The 25,415-nt window shown below is 34.9% G+C and carries 20 protein-coding genes; 6 read left to right on the forward strand and 14 right to left on the reverse strand.

Annotated features, from left to right (window positions below; translation table 11 throughout):
* Positions 1 to 9: 9 nt before the first annotated feature.
* The 11 genes from KSK37_RS13340 to KSK37_RS13390 all read right to left on the reverse strand — a co-directional run bounded on the left by KSK37_RS13340 (position 10) and on the right by KSK37_RS13390 (position 15,984).
* Positions 10 to 1,851 carry a DUF8202 domain-containing protein gene (locus tag KSK37_RS13340; RefSeq protein ID WP_217202026.1) on the reverse strand — a complete coding sequence of 614 codons (1,842 nt, stop codon included), beginning with the start codon at positions 1,849 to 1,851 and terminating at the stop codon, positions 10 to 12.
* A gap of 66 nt (positions 1,852 to 1,917) precedes the next feature.
* Complete coding sequence (locus KSK37_RS13345) at positions 1,918 to 3,618, reverse strand: hypothetical protein (RefSeq protein WP_217202027.1); 1,701 nt, start codon at positions 3,616 to 3,618, stop codon at positions 1,918 to 1,920.
* Between the two features lie 629 nt (positions 3,619 to 4,247).
* Positions 4,248 to 4,781 (reverse strand): hypothetical protein, encoded by a 534-nt coding sequence (locus KSK37_RS13350; protein WP_217202028.1) that lies wholly within the window; start codon positions 4,779 to 4,781, stop codon positions 4,248 to 4,250.
* Positions 4,782 to 4,938: 157 nt separating this feature from the next.
* Positions 4,939 to 5,850, reverse strand: a complete 912-nt coding sequence (locus KSK37_RS13355) for a helix-turn-helix transcriptional regulator (RefSeq protein ID WP_217202029.1) — start codon at positions 5,848 to 5,850, stop codon at positions 4,939 to 4,941.
* Positions 5,851 to 6,511: 661 nt separating this feature from the next.
* Positions 6,512 to 7,345, reverse strand: a complete 834-nt coding sequence (locus KSK37_RS13360; protein ID WP_217202030.1) for a DUF3289 family protein — start codon at positions 7,343 to 7,345, stop codon at positions 6,512 to 6,514.
* 66 nt (positions 7,346 to 7,411) lie between these two features.
* Positions 7,412 to 11,107 (reverse strand): hypothetical protein, encoded by a 3,696-nt coding sequence (locus KSK37_RS13365; RefSeq protein WP_217202031.1) that lies wholly within the window; start codon positions 11,105 to 11,107, stop codon positions 7,412 to 7,414.
* Between the two features lie 150 nt (positions 11,108 to 11,257).
* Entirely contained in the window at positions 11,258 to 11,698 is a 441-nt protein-coding gene (locus tag KSK37_RS13370) for a hypothetical protein (RefSeq protein ID WP_217202032.1), read from the reverse strand.
* A 14-nt stretch (positions 11,699 to 11,712) separates the two neighbouring features.
* A complete protein-coding gene (locus KSK37_RS13375) occupies positions 11,713 to 13,653 on the reverse strand; it encodes an autotransporter outer membrane beta-barrel domain-containing protein (protein WP_217202033.1) in 1,941 nt (646 codons plus the stop codon).
* A 288-nt stretch (positions 13,654 to 13,941) separates the two neighbouring features.
* On the reverse strand, positions 13,942 to 14,112 hold the full coding sequence (locus KSK37_RS13380) for a hypothetical protein (protein WP_217202034.1): 171 nt from the start codon (positions 14,110 to 14,112) through the stop codon (positions 13,942 to 13,944).
* Positions 14,113 to 14,382: 270 nt separating this feature from the next.
* Entirely contained in the window at positions 14,383 to 15,420 is a 1,038-nt protein-coding gene (locus KSK37_RS13385) for a patatin-like phospholipase family protein (RefSeq protein ID WP_217202035.1), read from the reverse strand.
* A 60-nt stretch (positions 15,421 to 15,480) separates the two neighbouring features.
* The gene (locus KSK37_RS13390; RefSeq protein WP_217202036.1) at positions 15,481 to 15,984 is read right to left on the reverse strand and encodes a M15 family metallopeptidase; all 504 of its coding nucleotides are present in this window, start codon (positions 15,982 to 15,984) and stop codon (positions 15,481 to 15,483) included.
* Positions 15,985 to 16,459: 475 nt separating this feature from the next.
* Here KSK37_RS13390 and KSK37_RS13395 point away from each other — a divergent pair, with 475 nt between their 5' ends.
* From KSK37_RS13395 to KSK37_RS13420, 6 genes are read left to right on the forward strand one after another with little or no spacing between them, the layout of a single operon-like run.
* Entirely contained in the window at positions 16,460 to 17,689 is a 1,230-nt protein-coding gene (locus KSK37_RS13395) for a DNA adenine methylase (protein ID WP_217202037.1), read from the forward strand.
* A 5-nt stretch (positions 17,690 to 17,694) separates the two neighbouring features.
* Positions 17,695 to 19,500, forward strand: a complete 1,806-nt coding sequence (locus KSK37_RS13400) for an AAA family ATPase (protein WP_217202038.1) — start codon at positions 17,695 to 17,697, stop codon at positions 19,498 to 19,500.
* Positions 19,484 to 20,365 (forward strand): retron system putative HNH endonuclease, encoded by an 882-nt coding sequence (locus KSK37_RS13405; protein WP_217202039.1) that lies wholly within the window; start codon positions 19,484 to 19,486, stop codon positions 20,363 to 20,365. Before KSK37_RS13400 ends, KSK37_RS13405 begins: the two co-directional genes overlap by 17 nt.
* Positions 20,366 to 20,409: 44 nt before the next feature.
* Positions 20,410 to 21,933, forward strand: a complete 1,524-nt coding sequence (locus tag KSK37_RS13410; protein WP_217202040.1) for an ATP-binding protein — start codon at positions 20,410 to 20,412, stop codon at positions 21,931 to 21,933.
* Positions 21,923 to 22,585 carry a hypothetical protein gene (locus KSK37_RS13415; RefSeq protein ID WP_217202041.1) on the forward strand — a complete coding sequence of 221 codons (663 nt, stop codon included), beginning with the start codon at positions 21,923 to 21,925 and terminating at the stop codon, positions 22,583 to 22,585. Before KSK37_RS13410 ends, KSK37_RS13415 begins: the two co-directional genes overlap by 11 nt.
* Positions 22,572 to 23,669, forward strand: coding sequence for a hypothetical protein (locus KSK37_RS13420; RefSeq protein ID WP_217202042.1), 1,098 nt, complete (start codon positions 22,572 to 22,574; stop codon positions 23,667 to 23,669). Before KSK37_RS13415 ends, KSK37_RS13420 begins: the two co-directional genes overlap by 14 nt.
* Before the next feature lie 145 nt (positions 23,670 to 23,814).
* On the opposite strand, the gene KSK37_RS13425 is transcribed toward KSK37_RS13420, so the two are convergent.
* The 3 genes from KSK37_RS13425 to KSK37_RS13435 all read right to left on the reverse strand — a co-directional run.
* Positions 23,815 to 24,663 (reverse strand): hypothetical protein, encoded by an 849-nt coding sequence (locus KSK37_RS13425; protein WP_217202043.1) that lies wholly within the window; start codon positions 24,661 to 24,663, stop codon positions 23,815 to 23,817.
* Positions 24,656 to 24,970, reverse strand: coding sequence for a hypothetical protein (locus tag KSK37_RS13430; protein WP_217202044.1), 315 nt, complete (start codon positions 24,968 to 24,970; stop codon positions 24,656 to 24,658). Before KSK37_RS13430 ends, KSK37_RS13425 begins: the two co-directional genes overlap by 8 nt.
* Before the next feature lie 203 nt (positions 24,971 to 25,173).
* Positions 25,174 to 25,415: hypothetical protein (locus tag KSK37_RS13435; RefSeq protein ID WP_217202045.1), on the reverse strand; the 242-nt coding region annotated here is incomplete at its 5' end.

Here is a 25,415-nt window from a genome sequence, read left to right on the forward strand (position 1 = left end):
GAATGCGTATTAATGTATTAGTAAGTTGTAGCCTTTAGACTCTTCAGGAATAAATATCTTAACGTTATAGTACCCGGTTACAGGAGGTATAGTTAATGTAGAAATGAGGTTGTCGGTAGCATGATACTGCCCCTGCTTCAGCAGTTTCCCTAGGGAATTATAAATCTGAACCGTGATGGGTTTCGGTGTTTTTAATTCCACTTTTACCGTAATAATACCATCTTTAGAGGGGTTAGGATAAAGGATGATGCTTTTGAACAAAGAGTTGGCATTATGGTTGGCATAATCTGCCTGACTGAGTACATTAATCTGTTTCACTACCTCGCAGCCAAGCCGGTTCTTTACTTTTAAAGTATAGCTTCCCAGACCATCCAATACATAAGGAGGCTGTGCAATAGTGCTACCGTTGGGCTTTAATAGGGTATAGTGATAATTTTCAAAGTTAATGTCCAACTCAATAGGTTCACCTGTCCACAGATAATTATCCTGAACGTTTTGGTTCGCGATAGCCTCCATATCAAAAGTTTTGATGATATCCGGGAGCTGACCTGCCCGGTGAACTGTTAAACGGTAGTTGCCGGGAGTGAGATCCGCCAAAACGATTTGGTCCCCTGAAATGGGTACATGACCGGCAGCTTCCCTATCAGTATTTAGATCCCAAAGGCTATAGGCGTCCGCTCTAACTCCAGCAGGAACATCAATCCTGACCATCCTGCTTTGAAGTTCAGTACATGTACTCACCAAGCTGATTCCTCCTGAGGCCTGGGGCTGCGCTAACGTAAAGTAGTCTGTGCCGTTATGGTCAAGATCCCATGTAATATTCTTATAGACCAGGATGGAATCGTTCTTCATTTCTCCACTGAAGAGTTCGGAAATATCATTCTGATAATCTTCTGCGGTGCGGAATATTTTAAGTTTTGGTAAGTCAGAACCTGTCTGGATGTCTTTTAATCTGAAATAAACCGCGGCGTTGATTCCGGCTCCGGATTTTACCTGCACTTTCCACACTCTCAACATGTTGTCCTTTGGATGTACTGAAAGGAGATCTTCAACAGGAAAAACAAGCGCTTCATTATTATCTCCCCACAACAGAAAATCCATATTATCCAAAGAACCGGTATTGTCTGCATTTAGAGTTTCCCTTTCATTCAGGGCAAATGTTACCGTACCCCGGTCACTGTTGGACGATTGCTTTTGGTACAGTTTGAAAACATCATCTCTGCCGATGCCTGTTATGCGGTAACCGTACTTTTTATTATCCCTGAAATTCCAGATAATATTTCCTTCAGATGATAAATAGTTTTTTTCAGAAATATAATTAATGGAAATTCCGTACTTTAAAGACAGATAAGTTTCTATTTTCTGCTTTTCATAATTCGCCAGATTTCTGCTGAACACCAGCAGTTCCGGAATAAGAAGTTCCCTGTCTTTTAATGATGAGAGGAAGACATAGGGATTCCTGCTTTTGTCTTTTTTGGAGTAAGTAACTATCGCAGGCTGCGCAACAGGACTCTCTATTAATAATGAATCACTGTAATCGTATACTCCGGTAGTCGTCAATTGTGCGCTCCCCGCTTTACCAAGCAGAATGCGGTTCTCTCCTCCTATTTTATTTCCTGCATAAAAAACACTCATCCCCTGAAGTTTAGAACGGGTATTGGTTAAAAAGGGTCCTTTCAAGGTGTCTTTTATAAAATGAAAATTGAGCAGATGCCCTTCAATGGTATCCATTTCTGAAGGAATCTTCACAGTTTCTCTCCTGAAAACCAGATCCGGTATATTGCCGAAGAGTCCCTGGGAGTAAACAAGAATATGGGTAATAAGTGAAAAAAGAATATAGATTTTTTTCATAGTTTGAGAGGATATTAATTCTTGATTAAAAGATGATATTGAAAATAAATTATATTTTTTTGTCTTTTAATCACCATCACTTTTTGTTGCAGTAAAATATAGATGACGTGTTCTTATATTACCACCAGCATCAGTATAATCAATATCAGCCGTCATATCTGTAGGAACCTCTGAAGAATAGTCGTCCCAAAACCAATGAATCAAACAAGATGATGGTGTATTTATTGGTATTACGTTTCCGCTATTTTGTATTTCAACAGAATTACGATTTGGATTGGTTGCCTGGACATTATAAATTTTATAGGTTCCTATCGTAGTGCCTAAAACTTCACTAAAATTAATTTCTTGTTGAAATTCACAATAATAATCGTTTATACCTCCGTGACAACTTCCATATAAAGGTATATTAATTACTTCCGACTGACACGAATTACAAATTTTACAAGTACCATTAATAAACGTGACATCCGGTCCTGCATTAGCACTTTGACTATCAACCTCCATATAAGAATCTGTTCCGATTACCTTAAATTTTGCCTTAACAAAAAAATCAAACTGTGCACTCGCTGCACCCGCCGGGAAAAGTTGAGGTCCTGTTACTTTAAAATTAAATTCATCACCTGAAATATTATAATCTCCTGGAGGACTTGTATACACTATATTGTTGCTGTTTTTTGCCGTTAAGGTTAAATTTGCCAGTTTATATCCTGCAGGAGTTATAAAGTTGCCGGAAACAGTAAGAGGAAATAACGGGCATGTTATTCCCATTGGATCGAGGGTAACACTTCCAAAAGTAGGAGCACTGCATTTTGTTCCGCAGAAATTATCGAAATAGGCATAGCCCCAATGACCACCCAATCCACAATCTGCAACAATAACTTCTAAGGTTACAGTCTGGCCTCTGAACTGTGATACATCAATGCTTTCACATATCCACTCAGTATATACTGCGTCATCTTCTTCGGCAATTTTAAACACCGAGGTGTTATTTCTATCTGCAACAATAGTTCTTATATTAATTACTTGTCCGGCTGAAGTTATTATTCTGCATTGATAGTATGGGTTTAAATTATTCCCATGTCCCGGATCCTGTAAAACTAACGCATAATTGAATGTGATATATTTCTGATCTGCACCTACAGCCACCTCTCTTCTCATCGTGGACACATCATAGTTGCCGTTGTTGCCATTATTTAATTTTATTGCATAATTCCCGTCTTTTACTCTAGGTAATCCCGAATAACGATCCTTGGGCCATTTCTCTACAAGAGTAATTATGCTTCCTACCTGTGGAGCCACAGAAGTATTAGGATAATTATTATAAATTGACCAACTATTCCCGAAACTTCCATCGAAAGGATTTGAATAAAAGGTAAATCCAGAAACATCACCATTTTCAAATCCGTTATTTGCGCATGCTGTCGTGGTCGTTAAAGGTAATGCTGTATAGTCAGGTATGATGCTGGGATTTTGACTGAAATACAGATTTCTGAGTGCCTGCTGCTTGTGAATTTGTAATGCATCATCCAATTGAGCAGGGGTGAAATTACTGCCATCTTCATGTTTCCGGGACATGATCTTATCCATAGCGGTTGATTGTATACTATATGAACTAATATTTTGATTAATATAGTTTTGTATTGCGGACTCGTGATTAGCGACCCTTAGCAGCCGGTCGTGTTCCTGTTGTAAATAGACTGTTTCTGCATTTTGCGCTGCAATCATCAAAAAAAGAAAAATAAAAAAAGAAGATAGATTTTTTCTCATAAAATTCGTTAAGGCATATTAAGCCGTAGGGCTGTTATTTTTTTTATTTAATTACGAAAAACACAAACAAAATCTAAATTTGCCTATATCTAATCACCTTATCATTTATATTATTAAAATACAGATACAAAAAAGCAGGTAATTTTGTCAGCGATAAAATTAACAATATTTAACACCTGTGCAAATTTTTGTTAAAAAAAATTAAAAATATTGTACAACTGCTTATTAACAGTTAGTTTTTGAAAACCCAATTTCCAAAACCATAATATAAAACAGTTAGATTTCCCAAAAAAACAGAGGAAGATTTTCCCCATAAATCACCTCTGGTTCATGAAATCATATAAAAAAGCGTAAGAAATTAATATTTTTACTATATGTTCAATAGTTTGCAATAGAAAACTGCTGCGTTTTGAGACTCTATACATTAGAATTGCAGTTATAGTAGATTTGTCTGTCGAAAAAAAACCTAAAAAGCGAGGGTTACAAGCATCTTAGACCGTTTTATTTTAAAACAAAAAGAAGCTGCTTTTAATAAAAGCAGCCTCAATAGAATTCTGTTGGTATTAACCGACAGTTAAAAATAAGAAAAATATATTAATTTGATCATAAAAAATGAATAAACCTGTTCTTTAAATCTTAAAGCCTTTCGGTAGTGCTGCGATATCCAAATCTTTCGGATCCGCACCCTGTCTCATTGAAAATATAACCTCGTCCTTTTTTATATGTTCAAATTCGTCGTAACTTAAGTCAAACATTGACTGAAGATTAAGATTTAATAATTGCTCATTTCCATCCACTAAATTATCCGAATAGATTCTCATCAATTCTTTTTTTAATAATTCAACTACCTCAAATCTTTTAAATTTTACAAAATCTCCTTCTTTAATTCTCAATACCCTTTTAAGTATTGAAAAATCCTGAATTTCATTTTCAGAAATGAGATTGTCTGTCAAAATAAAATCAGCATAAGAAATTAACAGATCTAGAGATTCAAATTTGATATCTCCGATTTTTTGGATATTATATCTTTTGAGTATGGAATTAAAGCAGTTCAATTCGAAATTATTATCCAACAATTTTAAAATTTCTAAGAGATATCCTTTCGACCCGTCGACTTCATTTTGCAGGATAAACCGGGAAAAAGACTGAGAAAATGTATACATGTTTTAATAGTTTTACAGCTGACAAGCTTTGGTTAATCAACAGTTCTCTGTCCTGTTAAGCACAGACCTCTCTATCAAATATACGAAAATTTGCCGCCGCAACAAAAAGATGCCCAAGTGATACAAATTGAGTATGCTGCTAAACTGAGTATCGTTTTCAGTAGTGTGAAAGGGAGGTCTTCAGAATTTCTGTTATTTTACTGACAACACTTTGCGGTTCGATGACGGTCACCTCATTACCAAATGATAATATCTCCTGTATAAAATCATAGGTAGGGTGAAGATGCAGTTCAAAAAAAATCTCCGTATCGGTTTTCTTTACTACAGTTTGGGTGTGATGCAAAGGGAAACTCTTAATATATTCTCCCTGCTGTTTGGTACATTTTAAAATAATTCTCTGAGGGGCTTGTTCGGCGAAATTCATTACCCCAAAAGCGTATCTGAAATGCTCTTTAAAATTGCAGGTATAGTTTTCCCGGTATTTTCCATCGCTTACGTTTAAGAACTGAATCCGATCCAGTCCAAAAGATTTTAAAACACTGTCATTCGTATCTACAGCGATAAGGTACCATCTGTTTTTGGATTCTTTTAAGGCCAGTGGATGAACTTTGCGGGAAGAAATCAAACGATTCTGATAATTCAGATATTCGAAACTTGCAACTCTTTTATTACGGATGGCAAAAAAAAGGTCGTAAAAATGTTCTAAACCGGTCGGCTTTCTGGTCTCAAAAAAAATAAATTCCGAAAAATCCGGATGGAGATTCAGGGCACTGCTGATTTGGAACGATTCCAACAGTTTTTGGTTGTACTCGTCCACTTCCATTACGGGTCTGCTTTCTATATAGTAGCTATTATCACCTTTTTTCTTATTATGGATAGTCAGATGAAAAAGACTTGATATCTCTTTGATGTCCCGCTGCAGCGTTCTAATCGAATAACTTGTTATTCCGGCATCCTGAAATTCAAAAGAATTCAACAGATATTCTTCAAGCTGCTTATAATTGGCGGGAGCGGCTTCAAGTTTTTTAATGATGAGTGCGTACCGTGTGAGATAGAAGTCTTTTTTCATTTTGTTTTATGGTTTTATAGCCTGACTTAACCTTTCAGTTTCATCTTTTTTATTAAAACAAATATAGAGGCTTCATGCGACAAAAGATGTCGTGTTTTATTTTTGTTGATAAGTTTTAAAGTCTTTTATCAATAGGTTTTTCATGGGCTCAACTTCAAAAGCAGATACAAAGGATCACCAATTTCAGGAATTTGCAAATTAATTTATTTACTATTTTATGGAATTTGCGAATGCTTTGCATTTCACCGCCATTACAGATTCTTCCGGTGGTCATAAAGAATTGTACGGCGTCTTCGAAGCCGGGTTTTACCTTCACAATCACACTCTAATCCCCCTTTGGGAAATAAAAAATCCGAAGTTGGGGAACTTCGGAGTGGTGTTATGAAATAAAAATCTATTCTCACATTAAGAAAAATTGTTTAAAAACTGATATAAAAAGTAGTTTTTTATTAATGTTATTATAATTATTAAGATAACATTTACGTATTTGTAAACAGATATTTTAAAATGATTAATCGATAATAAAGCGACAATTAATAATAAAATTATAGAATCAATAACAAAAGATTGAAATATGCCAATTCCTATAATAGAATGAAAAAAATAACAAAGCCAATTTACTATAAACAATAATATAATACTATACCATAATTTATTTTTCTTAAAATTTTCCATTAACATACATATCGTGTTTTAATTCTACTATGAATGGCTTTGCTTTTCTATATCTTTGTAATAAATACCACGCCTTAAAATGATTTCCTGTATTTGGGGAGGGCATTGAATCCTCACCATGAAGTAAAATATCATTCCAATCTAAACCAAAATGGTCAAATAAAGTATATCTGAAGATTCCCTGCCAATATTTCTTATCCAAATCACAAAAGTAATCAATTAATTCTATTTTTGTGGCATAAACTTGGTGTATTGTAATTCCCAGACCCATAGCATTATTTTTTAAACCGTCAAAACTCATTCGTGGAATGAAGAGTGTTTTATCTTTTAGAAATTTAAAATCCGCCGTATTTTTAAAAATAACATTTCTTATACTTTCTAAATTTTTTTTATGGTACTCTCCAAATTCGTTGCTACCAAAGACATTTCTATTCAATTTTTTATCGGTGTAGTTTCCTTTTGCACCATTATGAAATTTTTCACACATATCAAGCCCTATTTTTTCAAGATCAAACATTGAGACATCGGTAAATAAATCTTTCATCATCTCAAACAATTCTATATCTTTTTTATTAAAAATGTTTTTATGCTTTTCCCAATACTTTTTTTGATTATCCTGTATTTCTTTTAGATAAGAGACATCTTTCATATCCTCAGCAATCCTCCCATCTAAACCTAAACCTGGCTTTGTTTCTGTTTCTGCCAAAAGTTTATATGGAATTCTTATGAAATTGCTTTGCATTTTATCATTTTCTTCGTGCATTCTTGCAAGGGATATTCCTTTTATTTTCGGTACTCCTAACGCTTTTACTGTACTCATTTTATTATTTTTAGTTGTTAAAAAATAGAAATGGTGGCAATAAACCACCATTTCATTAAATTATTGTTATGCTAACGTACTTGTAGTTCCCGGTGTATTTTGCATTATGACATCCTGTGGTTCTCCAAACGCACTTTCAGTTTCCAATTCCAAAGGATTTTCACAATTCTCAGGATCCATTTCCGGGAAAATTGGCAAAGCATCGGTTACTACTAATCCTACAGATTTCGCCTGTAAAATTGTTAAAGTCGTTGGGATTCTCGTAATCCAATATTTACCTTGTGGTTCGCCTGTTGGCTGTCTCAGTTCATCCACAATTGATAAATACAAAGGATCGCCAATTACAGGAACTTCACCGCCGTTCCAGATTCTACCGGTGGTCATAAAGAACTGTACGGCATTTTCGAAGCCCGGTTTTACGGTTACAATAACTCTTGCCATACCCGCCTGCAGGAAGCTGCGGAACAATGGATCGATTTCTTCCGACAGATAAAGATCCTGCCAATGGTTTTTATTCGCCCAATAATAAGGGTAGAAGGTATAATCCATCACATTCCATTCAAAAGCCTGTTCCATAAACTTGGCCAATGCGGTATATTGATCCAGATCATCACCAAATTTCATAGAAAAACTCTGCATCAGCGTTCCGTCATCTACAGACATTGCTTTCCCCAGCGTATTATAAGTCTGCAACAGATAAGCGATACAGTTGTGTTTTAAAACATTGGCTTCTGTGTTACGGTAGAAAATGGATGCTTTCGCCTTGTTGTCTTTTTCCTGTGCAGCTGCTGACTCTGCCGCTGCTTTTACATCAGCGTCAAATTTTTCTTTGGCGACATTATAGGCAGCAATAATCTTGTTAAACTGTTCTTTTTTCCAGGAAAGCATGAATGCATCAGAGAGTTTGCAGTTAAATTTAAAAGTAACGTTAAATGAATCTACACCAAAGCCTTGATATTTGAAGATGAATTTTTCAGTAATATTTAACCCCGTTACAAAATAATTGCTGTCAATTGAGCCATTTCCAACATAAGGCAGTGCCATGTCTCCTCCTTTGAAATTGCTGACTAACATATAACCATATTCATAACCAAAATAGACGGTAACATCTTTAGCCGCATAATTTTCGGGGATACTCAACTCTTTAAAGCGCTGCTCCTGGCTTCTTTTCAATTTGAACCATTCGTATGGAATATGATGTTCTATATTTTCTTTGGGAAGCTCAGTTGGCTGCACTCCATACATATTGGCCCAATACCTCAAAACAGCCTCATCAACATCAGCACTTGGCATGGTTGTTACTCTAGGATCCACAGGTTCTGTAAAAGTCTGTTTTGCGGAACTTGTAGCCAACTGATGCAACCTTGACGGCTCGGGAATCATAAATTCAAACATGGTACGTTTGCCGTAATTGTAGATCTGGTTTTTCATTTTTTTATCTACCCATCGGTATACCCCCGTGATGTGTTGGGGATGGGCTGATTCTCCATCTGTTGTAGCCATTACTTTACCACGGTTATCAAATTCGTGTACATTGGTTTCGGTGTACTCTCTGATGATTTTTTCTACCCTTTCTTCAGAAATTTTACTTAATACTCTTTCCAGTGCTCTTTCAGTAATCTCCTGAGACTTGGCAACGGCCTGTCTTGTACTGTCGTGTTGCGCAGTATTGTTGGCATAGCTTCCTCCAACTTCAAATTTCCAACGACCTCCTTCTGCACTGAAAGAAGTGTGAGCTTCGATACTTTGCTGTCTGTCCAATTCACGCGCGACTTCAGTCTGCATATCGGTTCTCGAAGTTTTGGCGGTATCCGACATTTTCTCGGTTTCCTGACTTTTAGAGGTTGAATCTGTAATTTCAGAATACTCCCGGGAGGTGGAGGACTTATGTCTCAACTCACTTGCCATGACATTTTCAATATTGGAAACCTCTCCCGGAACATACGCGTGAACGCTTTGCTCAACTTTAAGGTAATCTGCGATTCCCAATCTTTTCACCCCGAAATGTTTAGGCTGGAAAACGGTTGGCGCAATGGCGGCATTGAGAACACCTCCATTGTCAGCGATAGGTCTGTCAATAACCAATACCCCACTTACATCTCTGTCAGAAACAATATTGGCAAGTTCCAAAATACTTTCACACTGATTATCAAACCAAATTTCAATTTTCAAATTGCTAAGGGTACTGAATTTATTGACAAAAACAGGGGATGGTGTGATTTTACCGTCCACTACCGGAATATTATGCAACATCTCCTGGTGAGTGCCTGTATTGGTGCTTGCTGTGATTTGCATCGAAGAAACAGACCATGAACTGTCTTCTACGGCAAACCCAAACTGTACATATGCTTCATTATTTGCAAACAGCATTCTTTTGGTCACCGCCTGTAAATAAAAAGTATTGGCAACGGTTTTTACCGGATTTACCAGTGGAATTAAAACACCCCCTACACTCGCATACATTTTCTGCGAAACTTCCTTAGTGGAGAGTACCTTCGCAAAACTTTCCGAAATGCTTTCGTCAATTCTTGATAAAACAGTACTAAATTTTGCAAATAATTTATTCAACCTCAACGGGAAGTCATTAATCTCGGCTAAAGTTGCTGAACTCACCAGAATGATCACTTCCGCAGCAGGATTATTATAGATTGAAGCCTTTAAATCATTACTGTAATCAGTAAACAATTCCAAAAACAGGGCAAATGAATCTGAGGTCAACACACTTTGCAGGTGATAAAGATCTATTTCATTCTGATAAATGAACTCAAATTTAGGAATATCCGGCATCGAAACATGCTGATAGGCTACTTCTTTTTCTGCATCCGTCAATCGATCTGTAAAGGTATCTTCCACGGCCTTGATCTCGATGGCATAACGATCCAGTTCCGGCTGAATATCCGCCTTATAACTTTCATACTGTTCCTGGTATGCACGGCCACAAGATTCATTATAATCCTTTTGTACCTGCACCAATTCATTTTTAAGCTTTTCCAAGCTTTCTTTTTTCAGAATATTTTTAGAGACTTCCACCTCGGTATTGGCAAGATGAGAAAGTTGATTCTGCTCCATAACAGAGAGGTCCCGCAGTTCGGCGTACTTGATTCTGTCCTCGCTTATTCTGCTTACATCCACCGTAAACGGGATTTTAATCACCGGAGGCTTTGGATCCAAAACCAATGCTTCAGGAAAAACGATTACTGCGGAGGCGGCTTTTGCCCTGAAATCGAAGCCATTAATTTTTCTGTTATCTTCATTTTCCGTTAAATCTGCTGCTTCTACATAATGAATGGCTTTAATAACCTGTCCGATCGCTTCTTTAATATAAAAGTCCTTTTGAGTAACGACCTGGTAAATAAAATGATCCCAAAGTTCCTTTCTGTGCAGGATGTTACCGCTCCATTCAGCAGCGGCATTACTGAGAATGGTTTCCGTAACTGTTTCTTTTCGGGAAATCGTTTTGCCTAAATCGATCAGGTTTTGATATTTTTCTATTATTTTCTTCTCTGTTGAAAAATCTTCTGCCACAACAAAATTTCTTGCTGCTATTACCAAAGCGCTGAACCTGGTAATGCCATCAGATGCAGACCAGGTCTCGAGAGTACGGTCGAAGAACCCTTTCATTTCTTCAACTTCCGGGCGGCGAATAAAGCCCAAATTTTCTTTTTTCGTTTCTGTCAGCTGAGGGTTCCTTAAGCTTGTAAAGCGGAACAGTGTTTGAGATGCCGCGTTGGCAACATTATTTGTAGTTTTATTTGTTGACATTTGTAACATTTTAAATTGTTAATTATTATTTTCTGGACATATTTTTGGCTGTTTCAATTATTTACATCATTGAAATTTTAAAAATATGCGGACTGATTTAAAGTGGAGTTTTCAAATATTCCGGCGGAATATTTTTAGAGATGTTGATTTTTAAGGATTAACGGTTTCCCAATCCTGTGCTTCGCTGAAATAAATTCCGCGGCCTTCCAAGCATTCTTTTTGAGTAACGAGCAGAAACCCCTGTCTGAAAAGCTCATTGATGTTTTCTCTTAATTGGGTTTTATCTGACAGGTCAATATTTAGTTCGGAAGCGAGGGCATCTAATTCGGCGTACGACATGGTTTTGAACCGGACCTGTTCTTTACCAAACTGCTTAGTGACCAACTGTGTCTGTGTCTGAGTTTGATTTTCTCCATCTGTATCAACGGAAACTTCAATTTCTTCCTCTACCTCTTTGGTACAGGTGTCTGTGATGCGTATTTCATACACCTGCTGGTCAGGTTTATTCTGAATCAGGTCCATTTTCATGGTGACCGTTCCCTTAAACGACGGGGGAAACATTAAGTCTTTGTTTGATTTGATTGCGATCATAATTTTGATATTAATTAGTTAAACGTTATTTCGTGATTGTGTGATGCTGAATAGGGGGCACTGTTGATCATCCGGTAATGCATATAGGTTCTCGGAGTTCCGGCAGCATCCGGTACCTCGAATGTGCCGAGTAACTCATACCTGTCCGTTATATCCTGATTGCTGTTGCTGAGATCGATTACTTTTGTAACCACAAAAGAACTTGGCAGAAATACATGATAATTAACATTGGTATTGCCTGTTACTAAAATCACTTTCTTTAAAGTAGAAATCATATTCGCATTCGGCAGTAACCTTACTTCCGCTCCTGTTGAGACTGTTGCCGCAGCTGTATTTCCGTAAAAAGCTTTAAATACTCCGGAAAAACTGATATTCATTTCAGGAGCTGCTGCCGGCAAAGGAGTTTGAAAATTATTTCCCATGCTGTCAACCGGTTGATCCCCTTTAGCATAAGAAGCAGCAGAAGTGATGGTGTTCGTCCCATACGCAACGATCACATTTCCCATATTAAGACTTTGATTGACGCCAATGTCAGTTCCGTTGATTGTAAAGGACACCAGAGCACCACTCCTTTTTCCCTGCTCGGTATTGGCCTCCCAAATTCCGTTAACGGTTTTTCCCCTAATAATCCCCTGAGCATATGTTTTAGAAAAAGTAACATTGCTGAAAGTTGTTCCAATTTCATAAATACCTCCATTAACAATCCCTCTGTCATTAGTGAATGTTTGTGAAGGGTTAGTATAACTTGGATATTGCGTAGCATTCAGCAGCATCTGCATAAACGACAGTAATTCTGTTCCCTTCGGAACGGTATATCCTGCAGAGATACCTCCCAGCGTAACCGGAGAGACAAATGCAGTTGGAATCCCCCTGTCTTCCCACCCAAAAGTACCATCCGCTTTGGCTGTTATCTGCTTGGCGTAAGTTATATCACCCTGCGCATTGGGGATATAGGCAGGATTAACAGAAAAAGCTCCGTTAATTTTTAAAAATCTGTTTGCCAGTGAAAAGCCGCCATACAATAATGCATTTTGCGCATCGGTGATGGTTCCTCCTTTATTATCAACAGCGAGGGTGTCACTTTGGGTGGAAGTTCCTCTCAGATATGATCCTATAAAAACATTGCGGTTCATATTTACATTCGACCCTCCGGTATTCCATCCTCCCCCATTTAATATCAGTGCGAGCGAACCTACTCCGACGTTATAACTTCCCAATCCATTATCATATCCTGCCGCTCTGCCTAAATAGGTATTATAGCTTCCTGAACTATTGGCATAGCCCGCAGCCATACCCCCTGCCACATTATGAGAACCTGAGGTGTTCCAGTAAAGGCCTGCTGAAAAAGCAACATTTCTCTGTCCTGTGCTGTTATTATTTAATGCTGAACTTCCCACTGCCGTATTCCAAACGCCATTTGTGTTTTTAGGAAGACTGTAATCACCCAAAGCCGTATTATAAACACCAGCGGTATTCGCTGCCAAAGCATCCCGTCCAAAAGCATTATTACTCTCGCCAGTTGTATTAGCAATTAAAGCGTTCCGTCCAAAAGCAGTAGACCACTCTGTTGCACTTCCTTCCCCAGTGCCTATTCTCACTCCGTGTATTGATTTATCCGCACCCCCCAATTCCTGCAAAGCAGTATTATCCACAATACCACTTTGTGTATTTGATACAGGTCCTATATGGTCGGGATCCTGAATATTCAGTTTTGCTCTCCAATTCAGCACATTCTCCCCATCGAGATTGGTCGCATTCTTATCCGCTTTTCCTGATAAATCAACCCTGTCCGAAGGAATCACATCCTGGGGATCATTTTTGTGCCAGTAAGAATCCTGCCATTCCCAGAAATTCTGTTCTTCAGGAATGTCCCCATTTTCAAAATAAGTTTTCAGGCTTTCCTTGGGAATCACGCGGTTCGGTATATAGCCTTTTTCTTCTCCGTTGTTCTCCATTTGAAATTATTTTTTTGTTATTATCTAGAATTCGAAGGATCTTTTTATAGAATCACTTCAGTTTCTGCCTTGCTTTTTTCACGTGGTTTCAAGCAAATACCTCCACCTCAATCTTTGATATGCAAATTCATTTTTAAGTGTTTTTTTCTGTCCATTCTTAAACATATTCCTGGCTGTTCAACATTCTGCGAATGTTAAATTCAAAGGCTTTATAAAGATTTTAATGATTCTTTGTTCTTTGTACCCGGTATTTTAAGAGACCAACCCTGACGACAGAACCTGACGTATTTAAAAAACAGGTTCTTCTGAAATGTTATTTTCGAAATCTTCCCTGAAAAAATTTTCGATCTCATCAAGATCAACCACATCATCCGGGTCAGTAATTTCAATATCATTATATGCAGCCGTATAGCTCCTTTGATCAGTAAGTATTTCTGTATTTTGAGGTAATCTTTCCATGGTTAGTTTGGGGTTTGGGTTAAAATGAAGTGTTTTAAAAACATTGAACTCGAGCACATTCTGAAGGTTTATATGATGTTTTGCTTCTCCTTTGTTTTACCTCTCAAAGATAATTTTCAGCAGCGCCAAAACCCGACGTATTAAAAATTCTTATTTTGCAGGAAGGAATATTTTTAATTGCTTCTTTGTTCCAAAACATCGGGGCAGAAAACCAACATTTCAAAAAATATAACCGCATTACCTAATTTTTTAAATAATAATCCGGAGCACTTATATTTTATTTTTAATCAGTTTCTGAATAATCTGATTTAAAATTTCTTTGTTGTCCTCGATATAACTTAATCCTGCCTGTATCAGATTTTCGATATTGGTCCTGCTTACATTGTCCATCGCCGGAGACGCATTTTTTAAAGATGGGTTTAACCTGTAGTAATTTTTTCTGTTCCTTTCCCCTAAAGTCCGGAACATCTGACAGAGCTGATAATCGACGGTCTCTGCGTTGGCTGACATCAAAATATCAATAATCGGAGTGACCCAACTGATTTTTCCTGCTTTCAGCATTTTCTTAAAAGGATAGCTTTTTGCTTCAACTCCGGTTCCCAAAGAGATCATCATCATATCGTTTACGCCGGGATTATTTACTTTCTGATGATTTTTTAAAACTTCTGTAAACTGAATTTTTCTTGCTTCAGCGTAGGCACAAAGTGCAGGGTTGTTTGCATACATACCGCCGTCGATCAGACTGAAAACCTGCCCGTACATTGATTTAATCTGTACCGGACTGAAGTACGTAGGTGCTGCGGAAGTTGCACGGCAGATATCTTTGACAAGAAAATTATCTGTACTTAGATGTGCCTGCCACGAATTAAAAAGTTTTGCCCTCCGGTTTTCTATATCGTAACTGGTTATTAAACACGGTTTGATCAGTTCCTTTAATTCGAGTTTTCCAAAAAATTCATTAAGGTTTTTCTCCAGTGCTTCTTCAGAAATTTTCTCATTGAAAAGCCCAAACGGATTGATCAGCTTTTCCCAGAAAGAAACCTGAAAAATATCTCCCCCTTTTTCGGAGTACAGCTCCAGCCCTTTCTGAATTGAATATTTGGCCTTTCTGTTTTCATCCGGATGCAGCAGAATAGCTGCGATCAGTCCGCCAGTGCTGCTGCCAGCAACCAAATCAAAATAATCTCCGATTTTAGCCTGGGGGTGATCATATTTTTGCAGCTGTTCTTCTACATAGCGGAGGATGATGCAGGAAATAATTCCTCTGATTCCTCCACCGTCCAACGAGAGTATGGTAACTTTTTTCATTTTGTTTTCTTATCAGGCAAAACTAGCATTGCGGTACGCCAAAAGCCGTCGTGTTATTTTTTATTTCAGGACACGATAACCGTTTATATCCATTTCAAATCCCGCCAGTACCCTCCAGCTGGTTTTAGCAATGCCTTTTTTTGTTATAATATTTTTTCTTTCAAAATGAGGAAAATCTTTAAATGTTTTCCAGTTTCCACCCCAATCCCAACCATATTTTGCGAAAATTTTCACACATTCATACCAATCGGCGACCTTATCATTGTCCCAGTCCTTTACCGTGTCCCAACTCGCCGTTTTTCCGTCGATTATGAGACAGATATCTACCGCCAGGCCATAATTGTGTATGCTTTGTCCGGCTTTGGCGTTGGTTACTTTTTTACCGGCTTTAGTTCTTCCCAAAGAATAAAGATCTTCCTGTTCCTTAAAAGTTCTCAGCCCCTGCGTAATACGGATTTTAGCTCTTCCATTGAGTGCACTGTCGCAGTCTTCAATAATATTCCTGACTTCTTCTCTTATTGAAGGATGAAGTTTTGCAATTCTTTCTCTGGTAATTTGATCCATTGTTTTTTATTTTTGATAGAGCAAATCTAAAAGAGGCCCGCGCCAAAAGCTGACGTCTTATGTGCAATTGGCGGGAGATATTTTACAATGAAATTAAAAAAACGTTTTGACAAAATAATGAGTACTCTATTTTGAATAGTTCAAGATTCATCATAAGTTCACCTAAGTTTTATGAATGCGTTTAAAACGCTAAAAACTACATTTGTAAACACTGCAATACTAGTAATGATCAAGGCTGAAATCTTTAAGTTTTTGAAGCCAGTGATGTTACTGGATCAGCACTAAACGTCAAACTATAATACGTCGGTTGGTAAACTACTTGAAAGATTCGTGAGTGAGCAGTTTTTTTTATATAAAAATCCCATTTAAAGAGATAATTATCTAATTGTAGCTATATTTACAAAAAAAACAAAATGCCCTTGAATAGATAAAACAAATATTTATAGCGGCATGAATTATACAATAAGAAATATATATGAATAGATTAGCGACAGAAATACCCTCTTTGAAAAGTTCTGTAGACTTATTAAAGGAATATGATCATAAAGTACCACACATAACTAAATATATGGGTTCCAAGAGAAGTATTTTGGATTTTGTGATTGGTGCTATTAATGAAGTATATACAGAGGGTAAGGTATGCGATTTATTTGCGGGTACGAGTGTTTTATCTGGGGCTTTGGGTAAATTAATTCCAATCCACTCTAATGACATTCAAGAATATTCAGCAGTATTATCTAAGACATATTTGTCAAATTATGATTGGCAACAATTTAGTAGTACTCTAGAAGACATCTTGATTGCAGCAAATGATCATGTCAAGAATTTCAAGGAGGAATATGCTAATTTGAACTATACTTATTCTGCTGAAATGACAATCAAACAATTCGTCCAGTTAGAAAAGAAACAGCAAAAATTATTAGATTATAATTTTGATGGCTCATTATACCATTTGTTTACAAAATATTATTCTGGAACATATTGGTCATTCGAACAATGTTTGTGGATTGATGCTTTAAGAAGAGTTGCAGAAGATTATAGAAATACTCCTGTGTACTATGTTATTCTTTCAAGCCTTATGTATAGTATGTCTTATTGCTCTCAAAGTACGGGACACTATGCACAATACCGTGACGCTAAAAGTGAGTCTTCTAAAAATGACATATTGATTTATCGTTTAAGAGACATTAAACCTTATTTTGAAACGAAGTTTAATCAACTTAAACAACATCTGGGTAGTAACAATCTTGATCATACAGTTACCTCGTTAGATTACAGAAAATGCTTAGAAAAAATAGAAACAGGGACTTTGGTTTATGCTGATCCACCTTATGCATTTGTTCACTATTCCAGATTTTATCATGCTATAGAAACATTAGTTAAATATGATTACCCCCAAGTTGATCATAAAGGAAGATACCGTTCAGATAGACACCAATCTCCTTTTGGAAGAAGAACAGAAGTGAAGAAAGCCTTTCAAGCGTTGTTTATAGGAATTAAGAAGAAAAAGTCAGATATAATTCTTAGTTACAGTAATACAGGTATGATATCCTTGGAAGAAATAATGCAGATCGCAAAGGATAATATTGGTAAAGATTATGATGTGAGTTATAAAGAACAAGATTATAAGCACAGTACAATGGGGCGTAGTGATGATAAAAGTAAAGACGTAAAAGAATATTTAGTAATCGCTAAATTAAGATAATAGTAATGATTGATATTGATTTTACTAAGCTTAAGACTTCATGGACGAAGTACGATATTGTCCAAGTTATGGAAGTGATTCATAGTGTAGATACTATTGAGAAATTCAAGAAAAAAGAGGCTGGAATTGACGAACCTATTTTGAGATCATTCTTAGGGATTAAATCACTTGAAGATCCTACACCAAGTTATTGGATAGAAATTCAGAAATATCCGAACGAAAAAAAGCTTTTTGCTTTTTTTGCTCTACTTTTTACACATGGAGGTGTTGTAAATGATTTTGCGGAAAAATATTCATCGGGAGAGATGAAAGGGATGTTTGTTGTTGAAGATAAACATAAGCAATACACAAACATTAGAAGTGCATTAGTTGAATCTGGTGCAGCTGATCCTTCTTTTAGAAGAAAAGACAAAGTTCCATACGAGTTTTCTCCTATTTTTCAAAATTCTGAAGTTGGTAAATTATTTAAACAAGTATTATTAGAAAGAATTTCAAGATTAGTAAATATTGATGAATTCTCTGATCATGATTTTTATGATGTATGTTTAAGTAATAATTTTCATAAAGCATTGAGTGTTTCCGAACAACAATTTAAAATGTGGATTGAAGGAGAAAATGTATCAGAAACAGGATTTATCAAATCAGTTAATATCTTAGATTTTCTATCTGTAGAAAATGTTTTATTAGATTTCAATAATTCAAAAGAAATTTATTTTCTAGGTGAAAATGGGGATGGAAAGTCACTAATATTAATGGCTACATATTTAGCTTTTAATGGAAATTTTATTACAGAAAAAACAGATCAGGAAAAAACTGGAAAAGCTTCGGACATTTTAAGAAACAATAAAAAAATTCAATTGTCTGCCATTGACGAATATGGCTCTGAATACAATCCCCAAAGAGGACTTTTTTTAAATAACTTTTTTGCCTATGGAACACATAGAGGTAGAGTTAGTACAGATAATCCCGAAGAGTATGGTTTTATGTCCTTGTTTGATAGTGATGAAACAATGATTAATCCAGTGTCTTGGCTCAAAGATCAAAAATTACTAGAATTAGAGAAAAGTTTAGACAAACATAATATGATAGCTGAAGAGAAAGATTTACCAAATTCTTTTTCAGTTATTGAGCTAGAAGAAATGTTTTTTGATTTATTAGAAAAGCATGTTGAAATAAAAATTGACGGTGCAGGTGTAACGTTTAAAGAGAAAAATGCGACGTTAACATTTGATCAACTTTCTGAAGGTTATAAAAGTATATTAATATTCGTATCAGATTTAATTTTTAGACTGAATAAAAATGCAAAAGAAGGTCAAAGCATTAAAGATTTAAAAGGGATCGTCTTAGTTGACGAAATTGATTTGCATTTACATCCTAAATGGCAAAGAATCGTTGTGAAAAAATTGCGTAGCATATTTCCAAATGTACAATTCATCTTCACTACTCATAGCCCTACAATAGTTCAAGGAGCTTCAGACGATGCAATTTTATATCGAGTTTATCGTAATCCGGAAGATGGGAAAACCAAAGTAAGTGATCCTTATTTTAGAAAAGATCTTAACCGATTAATGATTAACACACTTATTACCTCTCCTTTATTTGGTTTAGAGGACTCCCGTCTTAATTCAGAAGAAGATTATGCAGACACAAGTGAAACATATTTGTTATATAGAATAAATCAACAGCTAGAAAATACTTTAGCAGAACAAAGGGAAGCAGGTAAAATATTTTTGAGTGATGCTGATATAGATGCAATGATTCAGCAAATTATTAATGAAGAACTAGGAAATAAAGATGATAAAAATAACTAAAAGCCTAGATAATATCCCAGAATCGTTAAAACCTGCTTTTGCTGATTTGTTTCCAGATCGTATAGGAAGAAACGTAGTTTCAATTCCTCAACAATCTAATAAAACTCATGAACGGAGAATGCAAGTCATTGAGGCTGGTTTTTATCCTAGTCAAGATCCTGCTAAGGTTATATATATAACCAATGATGATAATTCTACTTCTAAAATTCCTACAAAAAATTACAATTCTAGATATAAATTAGATGACATCAGAGATGCTTTGAACATTATATATAAAGGAAAATGTGCATTCTGTGAGCAAAAAGAAGAATTAACTCATGTGGAGCATTTTAGACCAAAAGACACATATTATTGGCTAGCGTTTTCTTGGGATAATTTACTCATGTCATGTCCAACATGTAATACACATAAAAGTACAAATTTTGAAATAGATGGTGTTTTAGTAAATTTTGAAAACACAGAATTAAACATCCGAAATATTAATTCTAGTTCAACAATATATGACGCAATTGAGATTCCTAAAATGGTTAATCCTGAAGTAACTGATCCTAATGGCTTAATCTATTTTGAAAAGGATGGAAGTATTAAATCAGACAACAACCGTTTCTCGTATACTATCAAGACTTGTAAGATAGACAGGAAAAGTCTTAATGATAGCAGAAGAAGTCTTTTAGATCGATTTAGGGAACATATTCGAGATGCGTTTATTGTAAATATTACTGAACATGATCAAGAAGTTGCTATAAATACTAATACAAGAAATTTCATTCGTGATTCAATAAACGAAAATGAAGATTTTCTAGCATTTAGAAGATATGCAATTGCTAATGATTGGATGAACGATATTATCAAGGATATGAATTAAATTGATACGCTTTAGTATTTGATTAATAAAAAGAAGTATTTTTTATGAATAAGTTTCAAATAAACCTGAATGTAGGTAATCGCTTTTGGACGCCGAAAGGATTAGGTGCAATGGGTATGGAACCAACTCAAGCCATTGCTGAGTTAGTTGCAAACTCACTTGATTGGCGTACTGAGAATGAAAATACGAAGCCTCTAATTCAGGTCATCATTTCTAAAAATTCGATAGAAGTAAAGGATAATGGAGTTGGGATGACTGCTGAAGAGCTTCAGAATGCTATTCAGGTTTCAGTAGCCAATGATAATTTACGACCATCTCTTCGTGTAAGAAAAGGGATGTTTGGAATGGGGATGAAAGTAGCTTGCTTAAGCTTAGGATGGAAAATCATGATTCATACCCGATCATTAAGTGAGAAAAATATAGAACATACACTTCTGCTAAATACTAGAGAATTAGATTCTGATGGTGTAAGCAATGAATATAGAAATAATATAGCAGGTGAGTCGACTGAAGAGTTATTGAATGGTCCTTTAAGTAATTGGACATCTGGAACTTCAATTCTAATTGAAGATTTAAGTCATCGTTCTTTGACAGCAGTCGCTGTAAGAGATTCTCTTCAAGAAATTTTTAGTCCTGAGATATCAATAGAAAATGTTAGTATACAAGTTATAGATAGGGAAAATGATATTGAGTATAATTGTGGAAAGATTGAAGTACCTGTTTATCCTGAAACAATTATCAAGCTGGACGAACTCAATCTGTTCATCAACGATGAAGTAACTGGAAATCCTGTGCAAGTAAAAGGTTGGCTTGGATTAATGAAAACGAGTTCATCTGGTCTAGGGAAATGGGGGTTACATCTGTTTAAAAATAATCAAGTAATAGAAAGATTCCATCAATTACCTAGTAGGTTGGGTGGTTTAATGCCTAAAAATCCACATCCAAAATTTGGTAGAACTTATGGAGAAATTCATTTGGATATGTGTGTGCCTTCATTTCACAAAGTTGGTTTTGATTATTCAAAAGAAAGCTGGAAGGAAGCTGCTGAAATTTTAGAATCTTCGATTACAACCATTATGCTAGCATCTGAAGAATTTAAAGCAGGTGATCATGAAAAGGTAAAAGAAACAATTAAAAAAGTTCAAAAGAATAAAAGAGCCATAAAAAAAGCTCTCTCAAATGTAATACCAACTGTAACGACTACAGAAAAAATTGAAGCTCCAGAAAACGCTATTATTCTCACAACAGGAGATTGGTTTATAATTGTAGATCCTATCATAGATAAATTAGGTGAAAATGAAAAAAATAAACCTTGGATTTATCATTTTAGAAAAGAATCCAGAGAATTGGCAATTATTATCAATGAAGAGTCTCCGATTCATAGAAACCTCATTAATAGCAATAGCGATGATAAAACTATTTCCCTTTTAGTAAGTTGGGCCATATCAGATTGTATTTTATTGCTATTATGTGAAGAGTTTGGTTATGAATTGAAAGATGCTGTTGCTTTTCGAGACGAGCAATTAGTTTGGCTAACATCTGAAAAAGGAGGTAGCAATGAGGGATAAACTAAAACTACTAGATGCATCTATCTCTCTTCAAAAGCGATATGATGCCTTTCTGCTTTGGCAGTCATCTATTAATCATGTTGTCATTGAATTTATGGCTCAAGAACTTGGACTAACTGTGAGTGAAGTTGCCGTATTTAATGAATTAGGTGAATTAGAAGAAGATGAATTTGATATTATAGATAAAACTGGATTTGATATCGGACTTCTTTTTATTGTGGTGAGAGCTCCTGAGAAAGTAAGAAGGATTATGTATAATCGTTCGGATGAAATTTTAAAATCTTCTCAACCTTTAACCTTTCTAAAAGAAATAGTTGATGAGCATAATGATTATACGGGTATTGAAGAATTAGTAAAACTAATTTCTGGTGATTGTTGGAAATCAATATCAAGTTATTTAAAGCAAAGAAATATAATTTCAGAGACTATCAACTCTGGTTTCAGGAGTATGCTTATGCAAGTAGGTAATAAAATTAATAAAGAGTCAGAAGTAAGTGAAAAACAGTATGGATGGATTGTTAGGGGAATTCAGCATGATTATGCAAAGTCAATAGGAGTTTTTACGAATGAAACAATTAAAACTGAGTTTTCAGAAGATTATTTAATAATCACTAAAATCCACGAACATATAGAAAAGTATGAAACAGACTAATGCCGAAATATTCAGTAATGCAATTTTCAGTCTTCCTAAACAAAGGGATGAAAAAAACATTGAGGACTATTTAAATATTGTTTATAATGATTACTTAAGTGAACTTAAAAAGTTTGATGGTGATTTGGGAAATCAAGTAAAATCTAAAATTCCATTTATAGAAGATCAAATCACAAAGATAAAAGCAAGTCTTGCATCTTATTTGAAAGGGTTTCCGTCTTTAGCTTATACTACTTTATCGGAGGCGTTAAATTTATTGGACAATATTAGTTATTTACCAATACAAAAGGTAGATTTAAACACTTTTAATTCTCCATTTTATCGTGTCAGAATTTCTAACAATAAATCATTAAAAAGAGAAGAATTATTTCATATACCTTTTGAGATAAGAGAGAAAGTATCAACTCAACGATATAGTATTCCAGGTTTACCATGTTTGTATCTTGCCGATTCTATTTTTGTATGTTGGGAAGAACTTGGGAGACCTGATATAAATACATTTCATGTAGCAAGAGCAGATCTTTCTCAATCAAAATTGAAATTTTTATTTTTTGACACTTCTCCAAACGAGATTAAAAAGAAATGTTTTCCAACTAAAAGCCCCGAAGGAAAATTATTAAACTTATTAATCCCCTATCTCTGTTATTGGCCAATTTTAGCAGCATGCTCGTTAATAGTAAAAAAACCTAATGAGGTGTTTAAACCAGAGTACATAATTCCACAATTACTTTTGCAATGGGTTGTATCAGATCAAAAAGTGGATGGAGTAGTTTATAAATCAAATAGAATAAAAGTTTCAAAACATAACATGGGAACTTTTCGGAATGTTGTGATTCCTGTAAAGGAGATTGAAGCGAAAGGAATATGTCCTCAATTGAAGAAAAAAATAAAACTTACTAATCCCATTTCTTATCAGCTTCTTGAGATATCAGGCAGTAAGTTAATTGCAAAAAAAGTTGATGTTTCAGATTTACAAAGAGCAATGTATATAGAATTGATCGAAGGAGAAAAGTCTACTTATTCAGAAACAATTTTTGGTAAGCTGGAAGATAAGCTAAAAAACATACAGGCTAAACACTTATAAGGAAATCCCTATTAAAACGTGTGATCTTCCCCTATTTAGACACAATCAAAAGTAGAGTTTTTTGTTAATAATTTATTGTTAGCGTTGTTAAAATTTTGTTGGTGGAATGTGGGAAACTCATTTGCGCTATTTTGATTGAGTTTTTTTAGTAATTTTTGCAAACAATTTTTTCTACTCTAGGATACTCTTTTTTAGATTCAGTTTTTAAAGTATAACCAACAGACATTTCTATTTTTTTGTTTCTATTATTTTTGAAAAAATTTTTTACTCTAAAAAAATTAGTTCCTTTTTGAGGTTCAAAAATTTCTTCGCTGATATACAAATAATGAGTCGGATCTTTTTGCTCAGAAAATGAGATAGTCATGTAAGCAATATCATTCACAATATTCTCATCTATAAATTTTAAAGATAATTCTAAAATATCGGAATTATAATCTTTAGGACAGTCAAAGGTAAACATGTTCGTATTACCAGAATATGTAATTCCTTTTCTTTTTTCTAAAATGCTTTTATCTAATCTTTTATTATAACCAATTATATTGTCTAATTCTTCCGTATTATTATTAAGTTTTCTTTTAATTTCTGATTTTGTTTCTGGCTTTGTACCTACAATTTTTTCGATTTTTTCAATATCTTTTTTGTACTGTAAAAGCAACTCGTTTTCTTTTTTTAGACTATCAATACGCATTTCAGTTTCTTGTCTTAATATTTCAAGTTCTTGAAGATTTAGGTTGTCTATTTCTTTATTAGTGTCAATTAAAGTTTTGTTGTTCTTAGTTATGAGTTCAGCAATACTTTTATTTTTCTTTTGAAAAATTTCATCATAATATAAATTTAATATAACTGCTGTAAAAACAAATACTCCAACTAAAATTACAACTAGGTATTTATACTTATGATTTTTTGTAATATTTCTTGCTGTAATAAAGGTATATATTGCAATTGCCAAAGTTGAAAATGCAGATATTAAATATATGTAGTAAATATTATTCATGGTTGCTTTCTTCTATATTTTTATTTGTTCTTTTTAGCATAGCTAGCAACGTACCGCTCCAACTTATTCCTGCAAAAATCGAAGATTTTAATGATGTTGGATCAAGTAATACATAGGCTAGTAATGCACCTATAATAGGTAAAATGAAAAAATCAACTCTTATATAAAATGCTTCACTTTTACTTGGAATCAATTTTTTGATAAAGGGAATTGTTCCTTTAAAATCGTCATTGTAAAGTGATAATAGATGAGTACAGAGTGCGCCAATCCATGTTTGAAGCAAAATGATTCCATTCAGGTCGTTCAATATATTCAATGTTTAATTTTGTTATCGCTTTATAAAATATTACAGCTAACTCTCAAATATACAAAAGTTTTTCAGCCGACAATAAATATTTGTTTTAGTGTGTTTAGACAATTTGCATGCATTTCTTTCCTAACTGCAGATTATACAAACTTTTTCATTCCTGATCAAAGAAGTTTTTACTCCTTTTAGTATTCAGGCGCGTGTCAATGACTAAACATGCTTAATTTAAAGGTGGAAAAATGCCCGGTAATCATAATCTGAAACACTCCTCCTAAAACCAAATCCTTAAAGGTCTTTTCACCCTTTTTCTTATAGTTACCCCCAAAGTTTGGACAGTAAATTGTAAAAGTTAAGTTTGATTTTGTTTGTTTTGAGGGTAACAGTTTTGCAAATTTCCACATAGGGAAAATCCCTTCAAAGATTTTTCCGTGTAGTGTGGGAATGT

The sequence above is a fragment of the Kaistella soli genome, from assembly GCF_019038595.1.
Taxonomy (GTDB): domain Bacteria; phylum Bacteroidota; class Bacteroidia; order Flavobacteriales; family Weeksellaceae; genus Kaistella; species Kaistella soli.